We start from the raw sequence: 17,892 nt of genomic DNA, 5'->3' as shown, positions 1-17,892 counted from the left end.
CGGCGACCGTGAGTGTCGTCGCCAGGGTCAGCACGACGACCGTCGAACGGATGTCAGGACGGCCCGAGCTCATGATCACTAGGGCTCTCCTTCCAGGGGTAAGGGAGGAAGGGGGACGGGAGCCCTCCGAAACTATCGATTGTTTTTCGGGGAGTGAAGAAACACGCTGGGCTGGTTTTTCGGCCTCTCAATGAGCTGCGAGAACGTTTTACTCCCGGCCGATCACACTGAAACTTTCGGTCCAATGGGCCCTGAACTTCCGTCCCGCCGTACCCGACGACCGCGTCGTGGAGTCCGCGCTCAGCCTGGCCACAGGGCCGACAGGGCGACGTGGAGCGCGGTGGCGCCGAGGACGCTGAGCACGGCGTTGCGGGTCTTCAGGTGCAGGCCGATCGCGGCGGCGAGGGCCAGGACGGTGGGCAGCACCGAGGCCGATCGGGCCGGGTCGACGCCGCGCAAGGTGTAAAGGGCGAGGATCACCATGATGCCCGTGGGCATCTGGGCGCCGAGGAACCGCAGCACGGCCGAACCGCGCAGCGGGGCGAGCACGGCGAAGGGCAGGGCGCGCAGGCCCCAGGTGACGGCGGCGCTGACACCGACCGCCGCGGCGAGGTAGAGCGGGCTGGGCATGACCGGGGTCACCTTTCCAGGGCCGGGACGGCGTGGCTCACCTGGGCAGGCGCGGGGGTCGCCGGCTGCCGGCGGCGGCGCAGGGCGTACCGGGTGAGAAGGCTCGCGGTGAACAGGGGCAGCGCCACCAGCAGCATCTGCCCCGGGGCCAGTACGGCCGCGGCGGCGGTGCTCAGTACGGCGAGCACGGGGGTGGGGAGGTCCCGCCGCGCGCGCCAGGCGTCGACGGCCAGCACCGCGAACAGGGCGGTCAGCGCGAAGTCCAGGCCCGGCGGCGTGCCGGGCAGCAGCGAGCCCGTCAGCGCGCCGAGGGTGGCGCCCGCCACCCAGTAGGCCTGGCACAGGGCCTGCGTCCACAGCACGCGGGTGCCGCTCCACTCCCTGGCCGCCTCGCCGCCGGCCAGGGCGTACGCCTCGTCGGTGAGCGCGTACGTCGCGTAGATCCGGGCGAGCGGCCGGACGCGGTGCAGGGGGAACGACAGCGCGTAGAAGACGTGCCGGAAGTTCACCAGCAGGGCGGTCACCGCGATCTGCCCGAGTGGCGTCGCCGAGGCCACCAGGCCGAGCAGCAGGAACTCCAGCGATCCGGCGTACACCACGGCGCTGATCACCGTCGCCCACCACCAGGTCAGCCCTGTGTGCACCACCAGGACGCCGAAACCGATCCCGAGCGGCAGCAGGCTCAGCCCCACCGAGGAGGTGTCCCGCGCCGCCGCCCGGAATTCCCCCGGGCGCTCGCCGGGCCCACGACGCCGGGAATGCCCTATTTTACTCATGGGCGCAATTTTAGTGCGCCAGTACTATTATTTGGTGTCAACTTCCATCGAGAACGGCGCCCGATGAGCAATTCCATAACGCTTGATGCGATAGACCGTGAAATATTGTTTCTTCTGGAGCAGGACGGCCGCCTGACCAACGTGGAACTCGCCCGCCGGGTGGGCCTGACGCCGCCGCCGTGCCTGCGCAGGGTGAAGCGCCTGGAGGAGGCCGGGGTGATCGCCGGATACCGGGCGCGGATCTCGCCCGAGGCGCTGGGCCGCTCCCTGGAGGTCGTGATGTCGGTGGAGATCGCGGTCAACGACCTGGAGACCGTGGAGGAGTTCGAGTCCCGCATCGCCGGCCTGGAGGAGGTCCTGGAGTTCCGGCGCATGTTCGGCCGCCCCGACTACTACATCCGCGTGGCCGTCCGCGACCAGTTCGCCTACGAGGAGTTCCTCAGCCAGCGCATCCTCCCGCTCCCGCCGATCGCACGGGTCGACTCCCACCTCACCATGAAGCGCATCAAGGGCTGACAGAAACCTACTGATGCCATGTGGCACCGCTATGGTGCCAAAGTGGTGCCATAAAGGCTTGCGATGGTGCCATGGGTGTGCCATCCTTGGTGTCATGGACCTCACGCCGTACGTCGAACACCTCCGGCACGAGCTCGCGGTCGCCGCCGACGCCGGCGGGAGCGAAGCCCGGGCCCTGGCCGAGCGGCTCACCGCGCCCCTGGAGTCGGCCGTCCGGCTCACCTTGCTGAACGCGCTGTCCGCCGCCATGGGCGAGGTCACCCGCGACCTCGCGCCGGGCTCGGTCGACGTGCGGCTGCGCGGGCTCGACCCCGAGTTCGTGGTGACGCCGCCTGCTCAGGAGCCGTACGAGGACGCCGGTGGGTACGACACCGCGCCGCGCGCCGCGCCGCCGCCGCCCCCGGCGGACGGCGACGAGGCGAGCGCCGCGCGCGTCAACCTCCGCCTCCCCGCCCACCTCAAGACCAGGGTCGAAGAGGCCGCCGGGCGCGAGGGCCTCTCGGTGAACTCCTGGCTGGTCCGGGCCGTCGGAGCCGCCCTGGAACCCGGCGAGCGCGGCCATCCCCCGAGCCGGGCCCGCCGCGGCGGGCCGCAGGGTTTCACGGGCTGGGTCCGCTAGCCCGTCGTGGCGCACCTCGCCACCTCATCACTTCACCTCCATCACCCGCCCGACCGGCGGGAACGCAACCCACCGCCATGAGAACGGGCCAGTCATGCCTGAGTTCGACACTCCAGAACCCATCTCCGTGACCATCGAGTTCGACGTCGGCACCGCCCGCGTCACCGCGAGCCGGCGCACCGACACCGTCGTCGAGGTGCTCCCGATGAACCCCGACGAGGACGCCGACGTGCGGGCCGCGCAGCAGACCAAGGTCGGCTACGCGGGCGGCAAGCTGCTCGTCAAGGGGCCGAGGAAGCGCTCGCTGTTCGGCAGGAGCGGGTCGATCGACGTGCGCGTCGAATTGCCCGCCGGATCGGACGTCCAGGGCGCCGCGCCGCTCGGGGACTTCACCTGCGAGGGCCCGCTCGGGGACTGCAGGCTGTCCGCCTCGGTCGGCGACATCCACGTCACCGAGGCCGCGAGCGTGGACCTGCGCACCGACCACGGCGGCATCCGCGTGGACCGCGCTTCGGGCGACGCCGAGGTCACCGGGGCGGGCCGCCTCGAGGTCGGCGAGGTCGGCGGCACCGCCACCGTCAAGAACGTCAACGGCGAGACCACGATCGGCGAGGTCGGCGGCGACCTGAGGGCCAGGGCGTCCAACGGCCGCATCTCGATCGGCGTCGCGCACGCCGGGGTCGACGCCAGATCCGCCAACGGCGGCATCCTGGTCGGTGAGGTGTCGCGCGGCCAGGTCACGTTGCAGACCGGCATCGGCGACCTGGAGATCGGCATCCGGGAGTCCAGCGCCGCGTGGCTCGACGTGAAGACCCGCCTCGGCAAGGTGCGCAACTCCCTCACCCCGTCCGAGGGCCCCGAGACCTCCGGCACCACCATCGAGGTGCGCGCTCACACCGCCCTCGGCGACATCATCATCCGCCGCCCCTGACCCCCGGCCCTCCGCCTTCTCCACTCCACCGCCTTCGCCGCCTCTGACCACCCGGGTCCGTCTGCCCTGACCACCCGGATCCGCAGACCCCGGCCCTTTCGACTCCCCGGCCCGCGCCCGGACCCGCACCGGCACTCCGCCGATCGACGGCGCCCGCATGCCGTCCGCGCCGCGTGCCCGGGCCGCGCGCACCACTCCCGTTCCTCCCGCTGAGATGAGGCATTCGTGAATACCCAATCATCCCGATCGGCAATACAGGCAAAGGGCCTGCGCATGTCGTACGGCGACAAGGTCGTGCTCGACGGCATCGATCTGGACGTCCCGGAGGGGACGGTCTTCTCCCTGCTCGGTCCCAACGGCGCCGGCAAGACCACCGTCGTGCGGATCCTGTCCACGCTGGCCCGCGCCGACGGCGGCGAGGCCCGGGTGTCCGGGCACGACGTGGTCACCGAGGCCGACGCGGTGCGCGCCGTGATCGGCGTCACCGGCCAGTTCGCCGCGGTGGACGGGCTGCTCACCGGCGAGGAGAACCTCATCCTCATGGCCGACCTGCACCGCCTGGGCAGGGCCGAGGGGCGGCGCCGCGTCGCCGGCCTGCTCGACAGGTTCGACCTGGCCGAGGCGGGCCCCAAACCGGCCTCCACCTACTCGGGCGGCATGCGGCGCCGCCTCGACATCGCGATGACCCTGGTGGGCGAGCCGCGCGTCATCTTCCTCGACGAGCCCACCACCGGCCTGGATCCCCGCAGCCGCCACACCATGTGGCAGATCATCCGCGAGCAGGTGTCCCGCGGCGTCACCGTCTTCCTCACCACGCAGTACCTGGACGAGGCCGACCAGCTCGCCGACCACGTCGCCGTGCTGGACCACGGCACGCTGGTCGCGCAGGGCAGCCCCGAGGAGCTCAAACGGCTCATCCCCGGCGGCCACATCCGGCTGCGGTTCAGCGACCCCGGCCGGTTCGACGCCGCGGCCGGGATCCTCGGCCAGGCGCAGCGCGACGACGAGGCGCTCGCGCTGCAGGTCCCGAGCGACGGCAGCTCCCGTTCGCTGCGCGCGCTGCTCGACCGGCTCGACCGGAACTCGATCGAGGCCGACGAGCTGTCCGTGCACACCCCCGACCTCGACGACGTCTTCTTCGCCCTCACCGACAAGGACAAGGTCCGATGAGCCACGCCATCACCGATTCGGCGACCATGCTGCGCCGCAATCTGCGCCACGCGCTGCGCTACCCCGGCATGACGGTCTCCAACGTGGCCATGCCGATCGTCATGCTGCTGCTGTTCGTCTACGTCTTCGGCGGTGCCATCGGCGGCGGCCTGCGCACCGGCGGGAACTACATCGACTACATCACCCCGGGCATCGTCCTGATGGCCGCGACGTCCGGCGCCATGGCCGTGGCCGTCGGCGTGTGCGTCGACATGACCGAGGGCATCATCAACCGGTTCCGCACCATGGCGATCACCCGGGCCTCGGTGCTGACCGGCCACGTCGTCGGGGGCGTCATCCAGACGATGATCAGCATCGTGCTGGTGGTCGGCGTGGCGCTGCTCGCCGGCTTCCGGCCCGCGGCCGGCCTCGCCGGGTGGCTCGGCGTCTTCGGCCTGCTGGCGCTGCTCAGCTTCGGCCTCACCTGGCTGGCGGCGGCGTTCGGCCTGATCAGCAAGACCCCCGAGGGCGCCAGCAACGCCGCGCTGCCCGTGCAGTTCCTCCCGTTCTTCGGCAGCGCCATCGTCACGCCGGAGTCGATGCCGGCGGGCCTGCGCTGGTTCGCCGAGCACCAGCCGTTCACCCCGGTCATCGAGACCCTGCGCGCCCTGCTCAACGGCACCCCAACCGGCACCACCGGCCTGGTCGCCCTGGCCTGGTGCGTCGCCCTCGCGCTGGCCGGGTACCTGTGGGCGCGCACCAAGTTCGACCGCGTCTAGCCCGGCGCGATCCTCCCACGCACGTGACCGATCTTCTCGCGAAGCGGCGGCCCTCCCCACCGGGGCGGGCCGCCGCGTCCGTGTCCGCGAGCCGGTGTCACCCGGAGAGGCTCATCAGGGGGATCACGACGACGGCGTAGGCGATCAGTGCCAGCGGCACGGCGGCCGTCAGGGTCAGTGCCCGTTCCCTGAGGGTGCGGCCCAGCAGCAGCGGCACCAGCACCATGGCCGCCAGGCAGGCCCACGCCTGGGAGGCGTGATGCAGATTCCAGGCGGCCAGGAGGCCTTCCATGCCGAAGACACCGGCCAGCGCCGCCGGCCCGGCGACACGGCGCCGCCGGTCCCGGCCACGCCGCCACCAGGCGCCCGCCACACCGAAGAGGGGCCCGGCGACGAAGGCCATGGCCAGCCACACCAGCGGGAAGAACAGGTCGCCCATGCCGTCCCTGCCGAACTCCGCGTAACCGTAGTAGCCGGCGACCAGCCCGGCCTCGGCGCACAGGCCTCCGGCGACGGCCACGGGCAGCGGTCGCCGGGCAAGCACGGCCCCGGCGGCGAACGCGGCGACCGTCCACACGGCGCCGGAGTTGGCGAGCTGGTTCCACCCGCCGGGCAGCCAGCCCTGGGCGAGGTTGGTGAGCACCCCGAGCGCGAGGCCGCCGCCCAGCGCCGCGCCGAGCGACAGGACCCACACCCGCGCGCCTGCTCGCGTGCGTACGGCGGCGGGGGAGTGGGTGTCGCTCATGGTGCGGATCCTTGCCGGGTCGGGGAATCGGAGGCGCTCCATTGTGCAGGTGGCGGGGCCGTCGCCACGGCCCGGGGCCCTGGAGGGGCCCGCCGTCCCGGCGCCGGCGACACATCCGGCGTCCCGCCGGCTTGTCAGGTAACGCCTGACGCCGTAGGGTGGCGGTCGTCTTGTCAGGCAATGCCTGACATCCTGCCCCCTGGAGACGATTCGCATGACCGCCACCACATTGGACGAGCAGCAGATCCGCTGCTCGTTCTGCGCCAAGTCCAAGACCGAGGTGAACAAGCTGGTCGCCGGGCCGGGGGTGTTCATCTGCGACACCTGCGTGGAGTTGTGCATCACCGTCCTGGACCTGCCGAAGAGCGCCTCGGCGGTGGAGATCCCCTGGTCGGACTCCATGACCGACGAACAGATCCTTGAGTTCCTGCCCCGCATCGGCGCGGTGAGCGCCCAGGTCGACGCCAGCCTGCGGCTCTGGGTGGAGCGTCTGCGCGACCGCGGCGTCACCTGGGCCCGCATCGGCGCCGCCCTCGGCATGGCACGCCAGTCGGCCTGGGAGAAGTTCTCCGGCGAGGAGTGATCCGGCCACGGCGGCGGGCCCGTGCCGCCCCGGGCCCGCGCCGTGTCAGCGGAACGCGGCGACGAAGCGGTGCGCCCAGCCGGCGAACGGGCGGGGCGCGCGGCCGAGGACCAGCTCGACGTCCGGGCTGACGAGCCGCTCGTCCGGTGACGGGTGGCCCATGATGTCCAGGGTGCCTTCCACCACCGGCTCGGGCATGAAGGCCAGCAGCCGGGCACGGGCCTGTTCGCGGGTCTGCTCGGTGAACCGCACCGGCTCGCCGAGCGCGTCGCCGATCGCCCGGGCCCGCTCGCGGGGGGTGGTGGCGGCCGGGCCGGTGAGCACGTAGGTGCGGCCGATGTGGCGGGTGTCGCGCAGGGCGGCCGCGGCGACCTCGGCGATGTCGGCCGGGTCGACGGACGGCAGGGCGACGTCGCCGAACGGCGCCGCCACCGCACGGTGCGCGCGGACCGTGTCGGCCCAGGCCAGCGCGTTGGAGTGGAACCCTCCGGGCCGCAGCGCCGTCCAGTCCAGGCCCGAGCCCCGCACCGCGTCCTCGAACGCCCGCAGCGGGGCGTGGGAGGGCGACTCCGGCCGGGTCCCCGCCCCCTGGGAGGACAGCAGCACGATCCGGCGCGCGCCGCCGGCCTTCACGGCGTCCAGCACGCCGTGCGGATCGGCCCCCGCGCCGGGGACCAGCACGAACACCGCCTCGGCGCCCTCCAGCGCCGGCCGCAGGCTTCCGGGGTCGGACAGGTCGGCCCGCAGGTGCCGCACGCCGTCCGGCTCCAGGGGCGGGTTGCGCGACACCGCCGTCACCGTCTCGCCCGCCTCGGCCAGCATGCGCACCAGCGGGCGGCCGACGTTACCGGTGGCCCCCGTCACCACGATCATGAGAATGCTCCCGTCTCCGTATCGTCGCGGGGCGTCCGCCCGCACGACCTCGGCGACGTTAGCATCCTGGATATAGTAGGTACCTAGAGGAAAGTATCGAGGTCGGAGGCGTGTGTGTGGAGTGACACGGCGAAGGCCGGGCCCGAGCTGGCCTGCCCGATCGCCCCGGTGGTCGACATCGTGTTCAGCCGGTGGACCACCCCGATCCTGTGGACGCTGCACGAGCACGGCCGGCAGCGGTTCGTCGAGCTGGAGCGCCGCATCGGCACGATCACGCCCAAGGTCCTGACCCAGCGCCTGCGGCAGCTGGAGCGCGACGGCCTGGTGCTGCGCACCTACCACCCCGAGGTGCCCCCGCGGGTGGAGTACGAGATCAGCGACCTGGGCCGCAGCCTGGCCCCCCTGTTCGCCTCGCTCGCCATGTGGTCGGCCGCCCACCTGGACGAGGTGGACCAGGCCCGCGAGCGCTACGACTCCACCGATCACCTGCCCGCCCGCCGTTCCTGACGTGTCGAGGCGGGGACGCGTCAGGCGATCCCGTTCTGATGGGCGTAGATGACGGCGTGGATCCGGTCCCGCAGGCCGAGCTTGCCGAGGATGCGGCTGACGTGCGTCTTCACGGTGCCCTCCGTGACGACCAGCCGGTCCGCGATCTCCTGGTTCGACATGCCCTGAGCGATCAGAGCGAGCACGTCCCGTTCCCTGGCGGTCAGCGCCGTCAGCGCGGCCAGTGCCGCGGTGCCGGGCGGGCGGGGCGCGGTACCGACGAAATGCCTGATCAGGCGGCGGGTCACCGTCGGGGCCGCCACATTGTTCCCCTGGGCGACGGACCGGACGGCGGCCACCAGGTCGGTGGCGAGGGTGTCCTTGAGCAGGAAGCCCGCGGCTCCGGCGCGCAGCCCGGCGTAGACGTACTCGTCCAGGTCGAAAGTGGTCAGAATGATCACGTGCGGCGGGCCGTCCGGACCGGCCGCGGCGCGCAGGCGGCGGGTCGCCTCGATGCCGTCGATGCCCGGCATGCGGACGTCCATCAGCACCACGTCGGGCCGCACCCGGCCGGTGACCTCCAGGACGGCCAAGCCGTCGGCGGCCTCGCCCGCCACGGCGATGTCGCCGGTCTCGTCGAGAATCATGCGGAAACCGGTGCGGACCAGGGCCTGATCGTCGGCGATCACCACGCGGATCACGCCGGTGACTCCAGCGGCAGCACCGCGACCACCTCGAAGCCGCCCGAGCCCGGCCCCGCCCGCAGCGTGCCGCCGAGAGCCGTCACCCGTTCGGTGAGGCCGCGCAGACCGTTGCCGAACACCGGGGCGGGCGCGGGCCCGCCGGTGTCGACGACCTGGATCCGCAGCAGGCCGGCGGCGAAGCGGAGGTCCACGCGGCAGCCGCAGCCCGGGGCGTGCTTGAGGCTGTTGGTCAGCGCCTCCTGGACGACGCGGTAGGCCGACAACTCCACCGCGGCGGGCAGCACGGCGGGCTCGCCGGTCACGGCGAACGCCACCTCGGTGCCGCCCGCCCGCACCCGTTCGATGAGCTCGGGCAGCGTGGCCAGGCTTGGCTGGGGGGCCAGCTCCGGGCCGGTGCGGATGAGGCCGAGCAGGCGTCGCATCTCGGCGAGCGACGCCCGCCCGGTGCCGATGACGTCGGCCAGCGCGGCCTCGGTGCGCTCAGGATGGCGTCGCAGCGCCGCCTGCGCGCCCTGGGCCTGGATCACCATCACCGACAGGCCGTGCGCGACGACGTCGTGCAGCTCGCGGGTGATCCGGCCGCGTTCGGTGGCCACCGCCAGGGCGGTGCGCTGCTCCTGCTCACGGGCCAGGTCGGCGGCCCGGGCCTCCAAGACGGCCAGGTGCGCCCTGCGGGTACGCGCGCTGTCGCCGACCGCCCACGCGACGCCGAGCAGCAGGGCGGGCAGCACCGCCTGCGCGGCGGCCTGCGCCAGCGGGTCCTGCGGCCCGCGCGGGACGGCCAGGAGGGATTGGGCGAACAGGTACTTGCTCCCGGCAGCGCCGTACGCGACGGTCAGGCAGATCCCGGCCACCACGGCCTGGACGGCGGCGAACGCGGCCACCGAGCGGCCGCGGGTCCGGGCGGTGGCGGCCACGGCGTACATGGTGAGCAGCGAGACCAGGTCCAGCGGCGTGTGCGGCAGGGCTGGGCACAGCAGGTGCCCGCAGGTCCCCGCGGCCGCCAGCCCCATGGCCGCCCCCGGCCGGCGGTGCCGGGCGAACAGGGCGAGCACGGTGACCAGGGCGGCCAGGCACCACCACAACCGCTGCCGCTGCCATTCGGGCACCGACCCGAACACCTTGAACATCGCCATCTCGTCCACCGGCCCGAGCAGCGTGCCGGGCCCGGACAGCACACTGGCCGCGAGCACCCCCGCGGTAAGGGCGACGTCGACGGCGAGCCGTCGCGCACCGGCCGAGACCCGCCCCAAGAGCCGCACGGCGGCAGGATACGCGGCCCGGCGGCGGCCCGGCATCTGCCGTGAGACGGACATCGATCTCCACCCGGCCGGCGCCGCGAGGCGGGATGTCCGTCCGGGGAGGGACGCCGGGGTCCGCCGGCCGGCGGACGCGCCGGGGCGGGGGGAACGGCGAGCCTTCAAGCCATGACTCCACGACTCGCCTCGGCGGCGCTGGCCGTGGCGCTGACGCTCGGCGCCACCGCCTGCTCGCCCGGACCGTCCGAGGGCCCGGCGGGAGCGACCGCCTCGCCGTCCCCCGACGACGTCCAGCGGGAACTGGCCGCGGCCCGGCGGTTCGCCCAGTGCGCCCGCGACCACGGCCACCCCGCCTTCCCCGACCCCGTGATCGAGGACGACCGGGTCACCTTCCCGGCAGGGGACGGGGACACCCCCCGGAAACGTGAGCTCGCCGCCCTGGAACGCGTCCCCGAGTGCCGCGCCATCATGAGCGAGATGGGCTCCCGCGGTTCCGCGCGAGGCCCCGCCCGCGTCCCGACCGCCGCCGAGCTCCGCCGGCTGCGGCAGCTGGCCCGGTGTGTCCGCGGCCACGGCGTTCCCGCATGGCCGGACCCCACCGCCGAGGGCATCTTCCCGGTCGGCTCCAGCCAGGTCGGCGACCCCAAGTCCGCCGCGGTGCGAAGAGCCTTCGAGTCCTGCGAACAGTACGCCCTCCCCGGCTTCGGCCAGCTCTCGTGAGGAACGGCCGGCCGGTTCCGATGCGGACCGGGGTGGTCCTGGCGGCCGTCCTCTGTGCCGCCTGCGCGGGGCCCGCGCCCGCGGACGGAGCGGGCGGGCCGCGGGTGGCGGTGACGTCGGCGCCGGTGACGCTGGGGGATGTGACGTCCCGGGTGTCGCTGCCCGGGGTGCTCGGCTTCGACGGGGACCGCAGCGTGGTCAGCGGCCTGCCGCCCGGGGTGGTGACGGCCGCGCCCCGTCCGGGGGCGGTGCTGCGGCGCGGGGCGCGGCTGTTCGCGGTGGCCGGGGTACGGGCGACGCTGCTGTACGGGACGGTCCCCGCCTACCGCCGTTTCGCGCCCGGCATGGGGGACGGCCGTGACGTCGAGCAGCTGGAGCGCAACCTCTCCGCCCTGGGCATGGACCCGGGTCGGGTGATGACGGTGGACCGGCACTTCTCCACGGCCACCGCGGCGGCGGTGCGGCGCTGGCAGGCCGCCCGGGGGCTTTCCGCCGCCCGCCGCACCGGCACCCTGGACCTGGGCGAGGTGGTCTTCCTTCCCGGCCCGGCCAGGGTCGCCCGGGTGGTCGCCGCCCCGGGGACGCTGGCCGGGCCGGGAGCCCGGATGCTGACGGCCACCTCCACGACGCGGGTCGTACGCGTGGCGCTGCCCACCGATCGGCGCCACCAGGTACGCGCCGGCGACCGGGTGGAGGTCCTGCCGCCGGGCGCCACCCGGCCCGTCCGGGGCCGGGTCCGCGCCGTGGGCGAGGTCGCCGCCGCGGCCGGGCAGGAAGGCGGCACGGCCACCGTCCCGGTGACGATCACGCTGATCAGGCCGGGCGCCGCCTTCACCGGGCTGGACCTGGCCCCCGTCCAGGTGGGCATCGTCGGCGAACGCCGCCGGGGCGTGCTGACCGTGCCGGTCACCGCCCTGCTGGCCCGCCCCGGCGGCGGCTACCAGCTGGCCGTGCTGGACGGCGCCGCGCGGCGCTTGCTCCCGGTCGAGCCCGGCCTGTACGACGAGGACGCCGGCACGGTCGAGGTGACCGGCGGGGGCCTTCGCGAAGGCGCCCGGGTGGAGGTGCCGCTGTCATGACCCCTGCCACCACGACCGGCGGCCGCCGGGAGGGAAGGTCCCGCGTCCGGGCGGCGGACCTGATGTCCCTGGCCACCGCCGGACTGCGGGCGCGGCGCCTGCGGGGCGTCCTGTCGGCGCTGGGCATCGCGATCGGGATCGCGGCGATCGTGGCGGTCCTCGGGATCACACGCTCCAGCCAGGCCGAGCTGCTCGGGCTGATCGACCGGCTGGGCACCGATCTGCTCACCGTCACCACGGGCCGCACCGTGGGCGGCGACGAGATTCAGCTGCCGGTCACCACCGGGGCGGCGGTCGCGCGGACCGACGGGGTGCGGCGGGTGACGGCGACCGCCCGGCTCGAGGACGGGCCGCGGGTCCGCCGCACCGACCGGATCCCCGACCACGGCGGCGGCGCCGTCGACGTGCGCGCCACCGAGCCCACCCTGCTCGCCACCCTGGACGGCGCCACGGCGGCCGGGGTCTTCCTCAGCGCCGCCACCGGCCGTTACCCGGTCGTCGTCCTCGGCCACGACGCCGCCGCGCAGCTCGGCGTCGCCCATCTCGACCCCGCGACCCGGATCCGCATCGGCGAGCACTGGTTCGCCGTCATCGGCGTGCTGCGGCCCCTGGAGCTCGCGCCGGAGATCGACCGGTCCGCCCTCATCGGCATGCCGGCCGCCGCCGGGCTCTTCGGCTACGACGGCCACCCCACCCGTGTCTACCTGCGGGCCGACCTGCGGCGGGTCACCGCGACCGCGGAGCTGCTCTCCCGCGCGGTCAACCCGCGGGCACCCAACACCGTCACGGTCAGCCGCCCCTCCGACGCGCTCACCTCCCGGATCCTGGTCGCGGGCTCCGGCACGTCGCTGCTGCTCGGCCTCGGCGCCGTCGCCCTGCTGGTCGCCGGGGTCGGCATCGCGAACGTGATGGTCATCTCGGTGCTGGAACGGCGCGGGGAGATCGGCCTGCGCCGCGCGCTCGGCGCGACCCGCCGCCACATCACCGTGCAGTTCCTGCTGGAGTCACTGCTGCTGGCGGCCCTCGGCGGCGCGGCCGGGACGGCGTCGGGCGCGCTCATCACGTACCTGACGGCCCTGAACCGCGGCTGGCCGCCCGTCGTCCCGGCCGGCGGCGTGGCCCTCGGCCTGGCCGCGGCACTGATCGTGGGCGCGCTGGCCGGGCTCTACCCGGCCGCCCGAGCCGCCCGCCTCGCCCCCACGGAGGCGCTGCGCGCCACGTGACCGGATTCCCCGCGTCTTCCGGCCGACGGGACGCCGCTCGCCGCCGCGCCGTGCGTACCATGGACGTGGTGACGGCGTTTTGCTCGATATCGTGATCGTTCCGGATTTCCGCGGCCAGCAGGCGCTGAACGCCTGGCTGGCCGGTCACGACGCCGGGGTGCTCCTGCAGGGGCCCGACCCCGACGGCGCCGATCCCGTCATGAACGGGATCGTGGTGGCGCAGGAACCGCCGCCGGGTACCCGTGTGGAGCGGTGGCGGGCGGTGACCGTGTGGGTCCGGGACGCGCCTGACGACGGCAGCGGGGTGCGTGAGCCGCGTGATCCCGCGCCGCCCTCGCGGACGCTCCAGGCCGGCCTTTCCGAGGAAGGCTGACGGTTCAGCGGGTGAGCAGGTCGCGGATGGCCTTGGTGACGTCGGCCGGGGACTCCTCGGCCATGAAGTGGCCGCTGGTGACCGTGGCGTGGTGCAGGCCGGGGGCCCAGGCGCTCCACAGGGACGCGGCGTCGAAGCCGAGGGCGGCGCCCCAGTCCTGCTGGAGGACGGCGACCGGCATGCGCAGCCGTGTGCCGGCGTCGCGGTCCGCCTGGTCGTGATCGGCGTCTATTCCGGCGGAGGCGCGGTAGTCGGCGACGATCGAGGGGACGGCGGCGCGGCAGGCGTCCAGGTAGGCGGCGCGGACGCCGGGCGGGATGACCTGCGGGCCGCCCGCCCAGATGTCGAGGAAGTGGCCGAAGAAGGCGTCCGGGGCGGCGGCGATCATGCGCTCGGGGAGGCCGGGCGGCTGGGCCATCAGGTAGAGGTGGAAGCCGACGGCCGCGGACCTGCCGCGCATCACCTCCCACATGTCCAGCGTCGGCAGCACGTCGAGGCAGGCCAGGTGGGTGATGGTGTCCGGGTGGTCGAGCCCGGCGCGGAAGGCGACCAGGGCGCCCCGGTCGTGCCCGGCCAGCGCGAACCGCTCGTGCCCCAGCGCGTGGGCCAGGGCGACGATGTCGGCGGCCATGGTGCGCTTGGCGTAGACGTCCGGACCGGTCTCGGCGGGTTTGTCGCTGGCGCCGTAGCCGCGCAGGTCGGGGCAGATCACCGTGTGGTCGGCCGCCAGGTCGGCGGCGACGTGCCGCCACATCAGGTGGGTCTGCGGGAAGCCGTGCAGCAGCACGACCGGGCTGCCCGAGCCCGCGACGGCGGCGTGCAGGCGCACGCCCTCGGCGACCTGGACGCGGTGGTGGGTGAAGCCGGGGATGGACGGTGTCATCGGTACTCCGTTTCGTGGCGGTGGGGGATGTCCTCAGCCTGCCGGGCGCGGATGAGCAACCGATGAGCACGGCATAGCGTGGTCGGAGGGGTGATGTCCCCGAAGGGGCGTGCGTCGCGGTGCGGCGTATCGGGTGACGCGGACGGCCGTGTCCGGGAACCCGAGGGGACTCCCCGGGCTGAGTGGCCGCTCCCGCGCGGCCCCGGCGCAGTGGTCGTCACGGTTCCGAGGAGAGGACGGGCGAGGGTGGAGGTCCGGTTCGGAGTGCTCGGGCCGGTGACGGCGTGGGAGGACGGCGGGGACGCGATCGCGTTGAGGGGGCCGCGGCACCGCGCCGTGCTGGCCCGGCTGATCGTCGCGCGCCGCCGGATCGTCCCGGTCACCCGTCTGGCCGGGGACCTGTGGACCGACCCGCCGTCCGACCCGGTGGGCGCGGTGCGCACCTTCGTGGCCGCGCTGCGCCGCGCCCTGGAACCCGGGCGCCCGCCCCGTGCCCCCGCCACGCTCCTGGTCACCGAGGGGCCGGGGTACGCGCTGCGCGCCGGACCGGGGTCGGTGGACGCCTGGCGCTTCGAGCGGGCGGTGGCCGCCGCCGCGACGCTCCCGCCCGCCGAGGCGCTGGCGCGGCTGGAGGAGGCGCTCGGCTGGTGGCGCGGCCCCGCCTACGCCGAGTTCGCCGCCGAGGACTGGGCCCGGGCGGAGCGTTCCCGGCTGGCCGAGCTGCGGCTGCACGCCGTCGAGCTCCGCGCCGAGACCCGCCTGGCGCTGGGCCTGGCCGCCGAGGCGGTGCCCGACCTGGACGCCCACGTCGCCGAACATCCCTGGCGCGAGGACGCCTGGCGCCTGCTGGCCCTCGCCCTGTACCGCACCGGCCGCCAGGGCGACGCCCTGGCGGTGCTGCGCCGCGCCCGCACCCTCCTGGCGGGACGGCTGGGCCTGGACCCCGGCCCCCGCCTGCGCCACCTGGAGACCGACATCCTCCGTCAGGCTCCCCACCTCGACCCCGGCCTGCCACGCGAACGAGACGACGCCGTCCAGCGCGCGGGTGAGGCGGGGCTCGCGGTGGACGCCGCCGCCGGGATCGCCGCGGCGGCCCCCAAGGCCGCCGCACCGGGCGACGCGCCTCACGGATCCGGCCCGACGGCGGACGCGGCACAGGTGTGGGCGCGGGCCGCGGACGCGTACGACCGGGTCGTCGCGTCGGGGGCGCGGGCGCGGCTGGAGTCGACGGTGGGGCTGATGCGCAGCCTCGCGGTGACCGGGGGCGGCGGCTTGGAGGAGGCCCGGCGGCACCGGGTGGCGGCCGTCGCGGCGGCCGAGGAGCTGGGCGACGCCGAGCTGACCGCCCGGGTGATCGGCGCGTACGACGTCCCGGCGATCTGGACCCGGGTCGACGAGCCCGAGCAGGCCGCGCGGGTGCTCGCGGCGGCCGAGCGCACCCTGGCGGATCTGTCGGCCGCCGGGCACGAGGCGGCGCGGGCTCGGCTGCTCGCCACGATCGCCGTGGAGTCGCGCGGCACCCGCGCGGCGCGCGGGCCCGAGGCCGCACGCCAGGCGGAGCGGCTCGCCCGGGGCCTGGACGATCCCGCGCTGCTGGCGTTCGCCCTCAACGGCGTGTTCATGCAGACCTTCCACCGGGCGGGCCTGGCCGGGGACCGGGACGCGATCGGCGCCGAGCTGGTCGCCCTGTCCGCCCGGCACGGCCTGGTCACCTTCGAGGTGCTCGGCCACCTCGTCCGCATGCAGGCCCGTGCCGCGCTCGCCGACTTCGCGACGGCCGAACGGCACGCCACCGCCGTGGACCACCTGGCCGCACGCAACGAGCTGCCGCTGGCGGGCGTGTTCACCCGCTGGTACCGCGCGCTCCGCCTCGCCGCCACCGGCCCGGGCCCGGCGCGGGAGGCGGAGACGGCCTACCGCGCCGCCGCCGCGCACCTGGACGGCGCCGGAATGCCCGGCCTTGAGCACGGCCTGCTGCCCCTCGCCCTGCTGTCCCTGCGGCTGAGCCGGTCACGGCCCTCCCAGACGTCCGGGACCGCCGGACCGGTGCCGGGGCCCGGCAGTGTGACCGCGGACTCCACCCCGGCGGCCGTCCCTGTCGACCGGACGGCCGTCCCCGACGGCCAGGTGGCGGAGGCCGCCGGCCAGGTGACCGGGCGGGCCCGCTGGGGGCCGTACCTGCCCTGGGTGCGTCCCCTGCTCCTGGCCCGGGACCGTCCCGGCGAGGCCGCGGCGGCGCTGCGGGAGATCCCTGAGCCACCGCGTGACCTGCTGTTCGAGGCCCTGTGGTGCCTCGTCGCCCGCGCGGCCGTCGCGGTCGGCGACCGGGAGACGATGGCGCGCGCCCGCGCCGAGCTCGCCCCCGCGGCGGCGGAACTGGCCGGGGCGGGCAGCGGGCTGTTCACCTTGGGTCCCGTCGCCGGGTACCTGAGCGATCTCGACGCCGCCCTGCGCCGCCCCCGGTGAGGGGACCCGGGCCCTCGCCTCACCGGTTCCGGGAGGCCTAGACCGTGATGACGACCTTCCCCGGGGCGTGGCCCTCCTCCAGGTACCTGACGGCGGCCGGGATCTCCTCGAACGGGTAGCGCCGGTCGATGACCGGGGTGACCCTGCCGTCCTCGCAGAACTCGGTCAGCATCATCAGGTTCTCCCTGTTCTTCGGGCAGTTGACGGCGTCCGCCAGGACCACCCGCTGCGACGCGAACACCCCCATCGCCAGCGCCGAGAACGCGTGCCCGGCGGGCTGCACCCACCGGCCGCCCGCCCCGCCGATGACGACGAACGTCCCCTTGCGGGTCAGCACGCGGCGGCAGGCCGTCAGCGAGCGGCTTCCCGCGACGTCCAGCAGCAGGTCGTAGCGCCGCTCGCCGCGCGTGAAGTCCCGCGCGGTGTAGTCGACGACCTCGTGCGCGCCGATCGACCGCACCAGGTCCACGTTCCGCGTGCTGCACACGCCGGTGACCTCGGCCCCGGCCGCCCGGGCCAGCTGCACCGCGAACGTCCCCACACCGCCGGACGCCCCGTTGACCAGGACCTTCTGCCCCGGCTGGAGCCGTCCCTGGTCGTGCAGGGCGATCAGGGCGGTGTTGCCCGCCATCGGTATCGCCGCCGTCTGCTCGAAGGACAGGTTCTTCGGCTTGGGCGCCAGCTCGCTCTCCCGGACGCACGCGTACTCGGCGAAGCCGCCCTGGTGGACCAGCGCGAACACCTCGTCGCCGGGACGGAACCGCGTCACGTCCCTGCCGACCGCCTCGACCTCCCCGGCCACGTCGGTGCCGAGGACGGCGAACTTCGGCCGGCGCTGCCCGAGCCCGCCCATCAGCCGCGCCACACGCGGCTCGCCACGCATGTGGTGCCAGTCGTAGGGATTGACGGACGTCGCGCGCACCCGGACCAGTACCTCGGTGTCCCCGGGCACGGGCTTGTCGATGTCGGTGAGCTCCAGCACGTCGGGTGAGCCGTAGGAGCGTAAGACGAATGCCTTCATTGCGTACCCCTCATCCGCTGAGGCGCGGAACCCGTAGGCCGCGCTCACGGAACCGAGACTAAAAGTCACGCCCCGCC

Annotated in this window: 20 protein-coding genes; 12 read left to right on the top strand and 8 right to left on the bottom strand. The window is 74.6% G+C overall.

All coding sequences use genetic code 11. From position 1 onward, the window contains the following. Nucleotides 1–300: 300 nt before the first annotated feature. Entirely contained in the window at nucleotides 301–630 is a 330-nt protein-coding gene (locus ACFP1K_RS31185; protein ID WP_380760036.1) for a branched-chain amino acid transporter permease, read from the bottom strand. Between the two features lie 8 nt (nucleotides 631–638). Further along, nucleotides 639–1,406: an AzlC family ABC transporter permease gene (locus ACFP1K_RS31180; RefSeq protein ID WP_380760034.1), complete on the bottom strand. Its 768-nt coding sequence runs from the start codon at nucleotides 1,404–1,406 to the stop codon at nucleotides 639–641. A 63-nt stretch (nucleotides 1,407–1,469) separates the two neighbouring features. Here ACFP1K_RS31180 and ACFP1K_RS31175 point away from each other — a divergent pair, with 63 nt between their 5' ends. The 5 genes from ACFP1K_RS31175 (at nucleotide 1,470) to ACFP1K_RS31155 (ending at nucleotide 5,400) form a co-directional block, all read left to right on the top strand. Further along, nucleotides 1,470–1,922, top strand: a complete 453-nt coding sequence (locus tag ACFP1K_RS31175; RefSeq protein ID WP_380760032.1) for an Lrp/AsnC family transcriptional regulator — start codon at nucleotides 1,470–1,472, stop codon at nucleotides 1,920–1,922. A gap of 94 nt (nucleotides 1,923–2,016) precedes the next feature. Continuing rightward, nucleotides 2,017–2,541: a hypothetical protein gene (locus ACFP1K_RS31170; RefSeq protein ID WP_380760030.1), complete on the top strand. Its 525-nt coding sequence runs from the start codon at nucleotides 2,017–2,019 to the stop codon at nucleotides 2,539–2,541. A gap of 94 nt (nucleotides 2,542–2,635) precedes the next feature. After that, the gene (locus tag ACFP1K_RS31165) at nucleotides 2,636–3,472 is read left to right on the top strand and encodes a DUF4097 family beta strand repeat-containing protein (RefSeq protein ID WP_380760028.1); all 837 of its coding nucleotides are present in this window, start codon (nucleotides 2,636–2,638) and stop codon (nucleotides 3,470–3,472) included. Nucleotides 3,473–3,745: 273 nt separating this feature from the next. Beyond that, nucleotides 3,746–4,642 (top strand): ATP-binding cassette domain-containing protein, encoded by an 897-nt coding sequence (locus ACFP1K_RS31160; protein ID WP_380760026.1) that lies wholly within the window; start codon nucleotides 3,746–3,748, stop codon nucleotides 4,640–4,642. Then, nucleotides 4,639–5,400, top strand: a complete 762-nt coding sequence (locus ACFP1K_RS31155) for an ABC transporter permease (RefSeq protein ID WP_380760024.1) — start codon at nucleotides 4,639–4,641, stop codon at nucleotides 5,398–5,400. Before ACFP1K_RS31160 ends, ACFP1K_RS31155 begins: the two co-directional genes overlap by 4 nt. A gap of 97 nt (nucleotides 5,401–5,497) precedes the next feature. Here the strand turns inward: ACFP1K_RS31155 and ACFP1K_RS31150 are convergent, their stop codons facing one another. Then, on the bottom strand, nucleotides 5,498–6,145 hold the full coding sequence (locus ACFP1K_RS31150) for a DUF6518 family protein (protein WP_380760022.1): 648 nt from the start codon (nucleotides 6,143–6,145) through the stop codon (nucleotides 5,498–5,500). 214 nt (nucleotides 6,146–6,359) lie between these two features. On the opposite strand from ACFP1K_RS31150, the gene ACFP1K_RS31145 reads away from it, so the two are divergent. Further along, nucleotides 6,360–6,728, top strand: coding sequence for a ClpX C4-type zinc finger protein (locus tag ACFP1K_RS31145; protein WP_380760020.1), 369 nt, complete (start codon nucleotides 6,360–6,362; stop codon nucleotides 6,726–6,728). 45 nt (nucleotides 6,729–6,773) lie between these two features. Here ACFP1K_RS31145 and ACFP1K_RS31140 read toward each other — a convergent pair whose 3' ends face one another. Then, nucleotides 6,774–7,601 carry an SDR family oxidoreductase gene (locus ACFP1K_RS31140; protein WP_380760018.1) on the bottom strand — a complete coding sequence of 276 codons (828 nt, stop codon included), beginning with the start codon at nucleotides 7,599–7,601 and terminating at the stop codon, nucleotides 6,774–6,776. 114 nt (nucleotides 7,602–7,715) lie between these two features. On the opposite strand from ACFP1K_RS31140, the gene ACFP1K_RS31135 reads away from it, so the two are divergent. Then, nucleotides 7,716–8,108: a winged helix-turn-helix transcriptional regulator gene (locus ACFP1K_RS31135; protein ID WP_380760016.1), complete on the top strand. Its 393-nt coding sequence runs from the start codon at nucleotides 7,716–7,718 to the stop codon at nucleotides 8,106–8,108. Between the two features lie 20 nt (nucleotides 8,109–8,128). Here ACFP1K_RS31135 and ACFP1K_RS31130 read toward each other — a convergent pair whose 3' ends face one another. Both ACFP1K_RS31130 and ACFP1K_RS31125 read right to left on the bottom strand, forming a co-directional pair. Further along, nucleotides 8,129–8,788 carry a response regulator gene (locus ACFP1K_RS31130; RefSeq protein ID WP_380760014.1) on the bottom strand — a complete coding sequence of 220 codons (660 nt, stop codon included), beginning with the start codon at nucleotides 8,786–8,788 and terminating at the stop codon, nucleotides 8,129–8,131. Then, nucleotides 8,785–10,053 (bottom strand): sensor histidine kinase, encoded by a 1,269-nt coding sequence (locus ACFP1K_RS31125; RefSeq protein ID WP_380760012.1) that lies wholly within the window; start codon nucleotides 10,051–10,053, stop codon nucleotides 8,785–8,787. The genes ACFP1K_RS31130 and ACFP1K_RS31125 overlap by 4 nt, the downstream gene beginning before the upstream one ends. 165 nt (nucleotides 10,054–10,218) lie before the next feature. Here ACFP1K_RS31125 and ACFP1K_RS31120 point away from each other — a divergent pair, with 165 nt between their 5' ends. The 4 genes from ACFP1K_RS31120 (at nucleotide 10,219) to ACFP1K_RS31105 (ending at nucleotide 13,445) form a co-directional block, all read left to right on the top strand. Then, nucleotides 10,219–10,770: a hypothetical protein gene (locus tag ACFP1K_RS31120; protein ID WP_380760010.1), complete on the top strand. Its 552-nt coding sequence runs from the start codon at nucleotides 10,219–10,221 to the stop codon at nucleotides 10,768–10,770. Nucleotides 10,771–10,790: 20 nt separating this feature from the next. Next, nucleotides 10,791–11,849, top strand: coding sequence for a peptidoglycan-binding protein (locus ACFP1K_RS31115; RefSeq protein WP_380760007.1), 1,059 nt, complete (start codon nucleotides 10,791–10,793; stop codon nucleotides 11,847–11,849). Then, nucleotides 11,846–13,072: an ABC transporter permease gene (locus tag ACFP1K_RS31110; protein ID WP_380760005.1), complete on the top strand. Its 1,227-nt coding sequence runs from the start codon at nucleotides 11,846–11,848 to the stop codon at nucleotides 13,070–13,072. The genes ACFP1K_RS31115 and ACFP1K_RS31110 overlap by 4 nt, the downstream gene beginning before the upstream one ends. 91 nt (nucleotides 13,073–13,163) lie before the next feature. Then, nucleotides 13,164–13,445, top strand: a complete 282-nt coding sequence (locus ACFP1K_RS31105; RefSeq protein ID WP_380760003.1) for a PASTA domain-containing protein — start codon at nucleotides 13,164–13,166, stop codon at nucleotides 13,443–13,445. Nucleotides 13,446–13,449: 4 nt separating this feature from the next. On the opposite strand, the gene ACFP1K_RS31100 is transcribed toward ACFP1K_RS31105, so the two are convergent. Then, a complete protein-coding gene (locus tag ACFP1K_RS31100) occupies nucleotides 13,450–14,328 on the bottom strand; it encodes an alpha/beta fold hydrolase (protein ID WP_380760001.1) in 879 nt (292 codons plus the stop codon). Nucleotides 14,329–14,574: 246 nt separating this feature from the next. Here ACFP1K_RS31100 and ACFP1K_RS31095 point away from each other — a divergent pair, with 246 nt between their 5' ends. Continuing rightward, nucleotides 14,575–16,794, top strand: coding sequence for an AfsR/SARP family transcriptional regulator (locus ACFP1K_RS31095; RefSeq protein WP_380759999.1), 2,220 nt, complete (start codon nucleotides 14,575–14,577; stop codon nucleotides 16,792–16,794). Nucleotides 16,795–16,831: 37 nt separating this feature from the next. Here the strand turns inward: ACFP1K_RS31095 and ACFP1K_RS31090 are convergent, their stop codons facing one another. After that, nucleotides 16,832–17,815 carry an NAD(P)-dependent alcohol dehydrogenase gene (locus tag ACFP1K_RS31090; protein ID WP_380759997.1) on the bottom strand — a complete coding sequence of 328 codons (984 nt, stop codon included), beginning with the start codon at nucleotides 17,813–17,815 and terminating at the stop codon, nucleotides 16,832–16,834. Nucleotides 17,816–17,892 lie beyond the last annotated feature (77 nt).

The organism is Sphaerisporangium aureirubrum (assembly GCF_042658925.1).
GTDB lineage: Bacteria > Actinomycetota > Actinomycetes > Streptosporangiales > Streptosporangiaceae > Sphaerisporangium > Sphaerisporangium aureirubrum.
The sequence above is the reverse complement of the archived record's forward strand: the minus strand, read 5'-3'. Positions and strand labels throughout refer to the sequence as shown.

Excerpts from the sequence above, each read along its gene's own strand:
- ACFP1K_RS31100 (WP_380760001.1), bottom strand. The coding sequence starts at position 14,328 with ATGACACCGTCCATCCCCGGCTTCACCCACCACCGCGTCCAGGTCGCC.
- ACFP1K_RS31140 (WP_380760018.1), bottom strand. The coding sequence starts at position 7,601 with ATGATCGTGGTGACGGGGGCCACCGGTAACGTCGGCCGCCCGCTGGTG.
- ACFP1K_RS31175 (WP_380760032.1), top strand. The coding sequence starts at position 1,470 with ATGAGCAATTCCATAACGCTTGATGCGATAGACCGTGAAATATTGTTT.
- ACFP1K_RS31110 (WP_380760005.1), top strand. The coding sequence starts at position 11,846 with ATGACCCCTGCCACCACGACCGGCGGCCGCCGGGAGGGAAGGTCCCGC.
- ACFP1K_RS31180 (WP_380760034.1), bottom strand. The coding sequence starts at position 1,406 with ATGAGTAAAATAGGGCATTCCCGGCGTCGTGGGCCCGGCGAGCGCCCG.
- ACFP1K_RS31145 (WP_380760020.1), top strand. The coding sequence starts at position 6,360 with ATGACCGCCACCACATTGGACGAGCAGCAGATCCGCTGCTCGTTCTGC.
- ACFP1K_RS31170 (WP_380760030.1), top strand. The coding sequence starts at position 2,017 with ATGGACCTCACGCCGTACGTCGAACACCTCCGGCACGAGCTCGCGGTC.
- ACFP1K_RS31160 (WP_380760026.1), top strand. The coding sequence starts at position 3,746 with ATGTCGTACGGCGACAAGGTCGTGCTCGACGGCATCGATCTGGACGTC.
- ACFP1K_RS31165 (WP_380760028.1), top strand. The coding sequence starts at position 2,636 with ATGCCTGAGTTCGACACTCCAGAACCCATCTCCGTGACCATCGAGTTC.
- ACFP1K_RS31120 (WP_380760010.1), top strand. The coding sequence starts at position 10,219 with ATGACTCCACGACTCGCCTCGGCGGCGCTGGCCGTGGCGCTGACGCTC.
- ACFP1K_RS31150 (WP_380760022.1), bottom strand. The coding sequence starts at position 6,145 with ATGAGCGACACCCACTCCCCCGCCGCCGTACGCACGCGAGCAGGCGCG.
- ACFP1K_RS31185 (WP_380760036.1), bottom strand. The coding sequence starts at position 630 with ATGCCCAGCCCGCTCTACCTCGCCGCGGCGGTCGGTGTCAGCGCCGCC.
- ACFP1K_RS31115 (WP_380760007.1), top strand. The coding sequence starts at position 10,791 with ATGCGGACCGGGGTGGTCCTGGCGGCCGTCCTCTGTGCCGCCTGCGCG.
- ACFP1K_RS31090 (WP_380759997.1), bottom strand. The coding sequence starts at position 17,815 with ATGAAGGCATTCGTCTTACGCTCCTACGGCTCACCCGACGTGCTGGAG.
- ACFP1K_RS31155 (WP_380760024.1), top strand. The coding sequence starts at position 4,639 with ATGAGCCACGCCATCACCGATTCGGCGACCATGCTGCGCCGCAATCTG.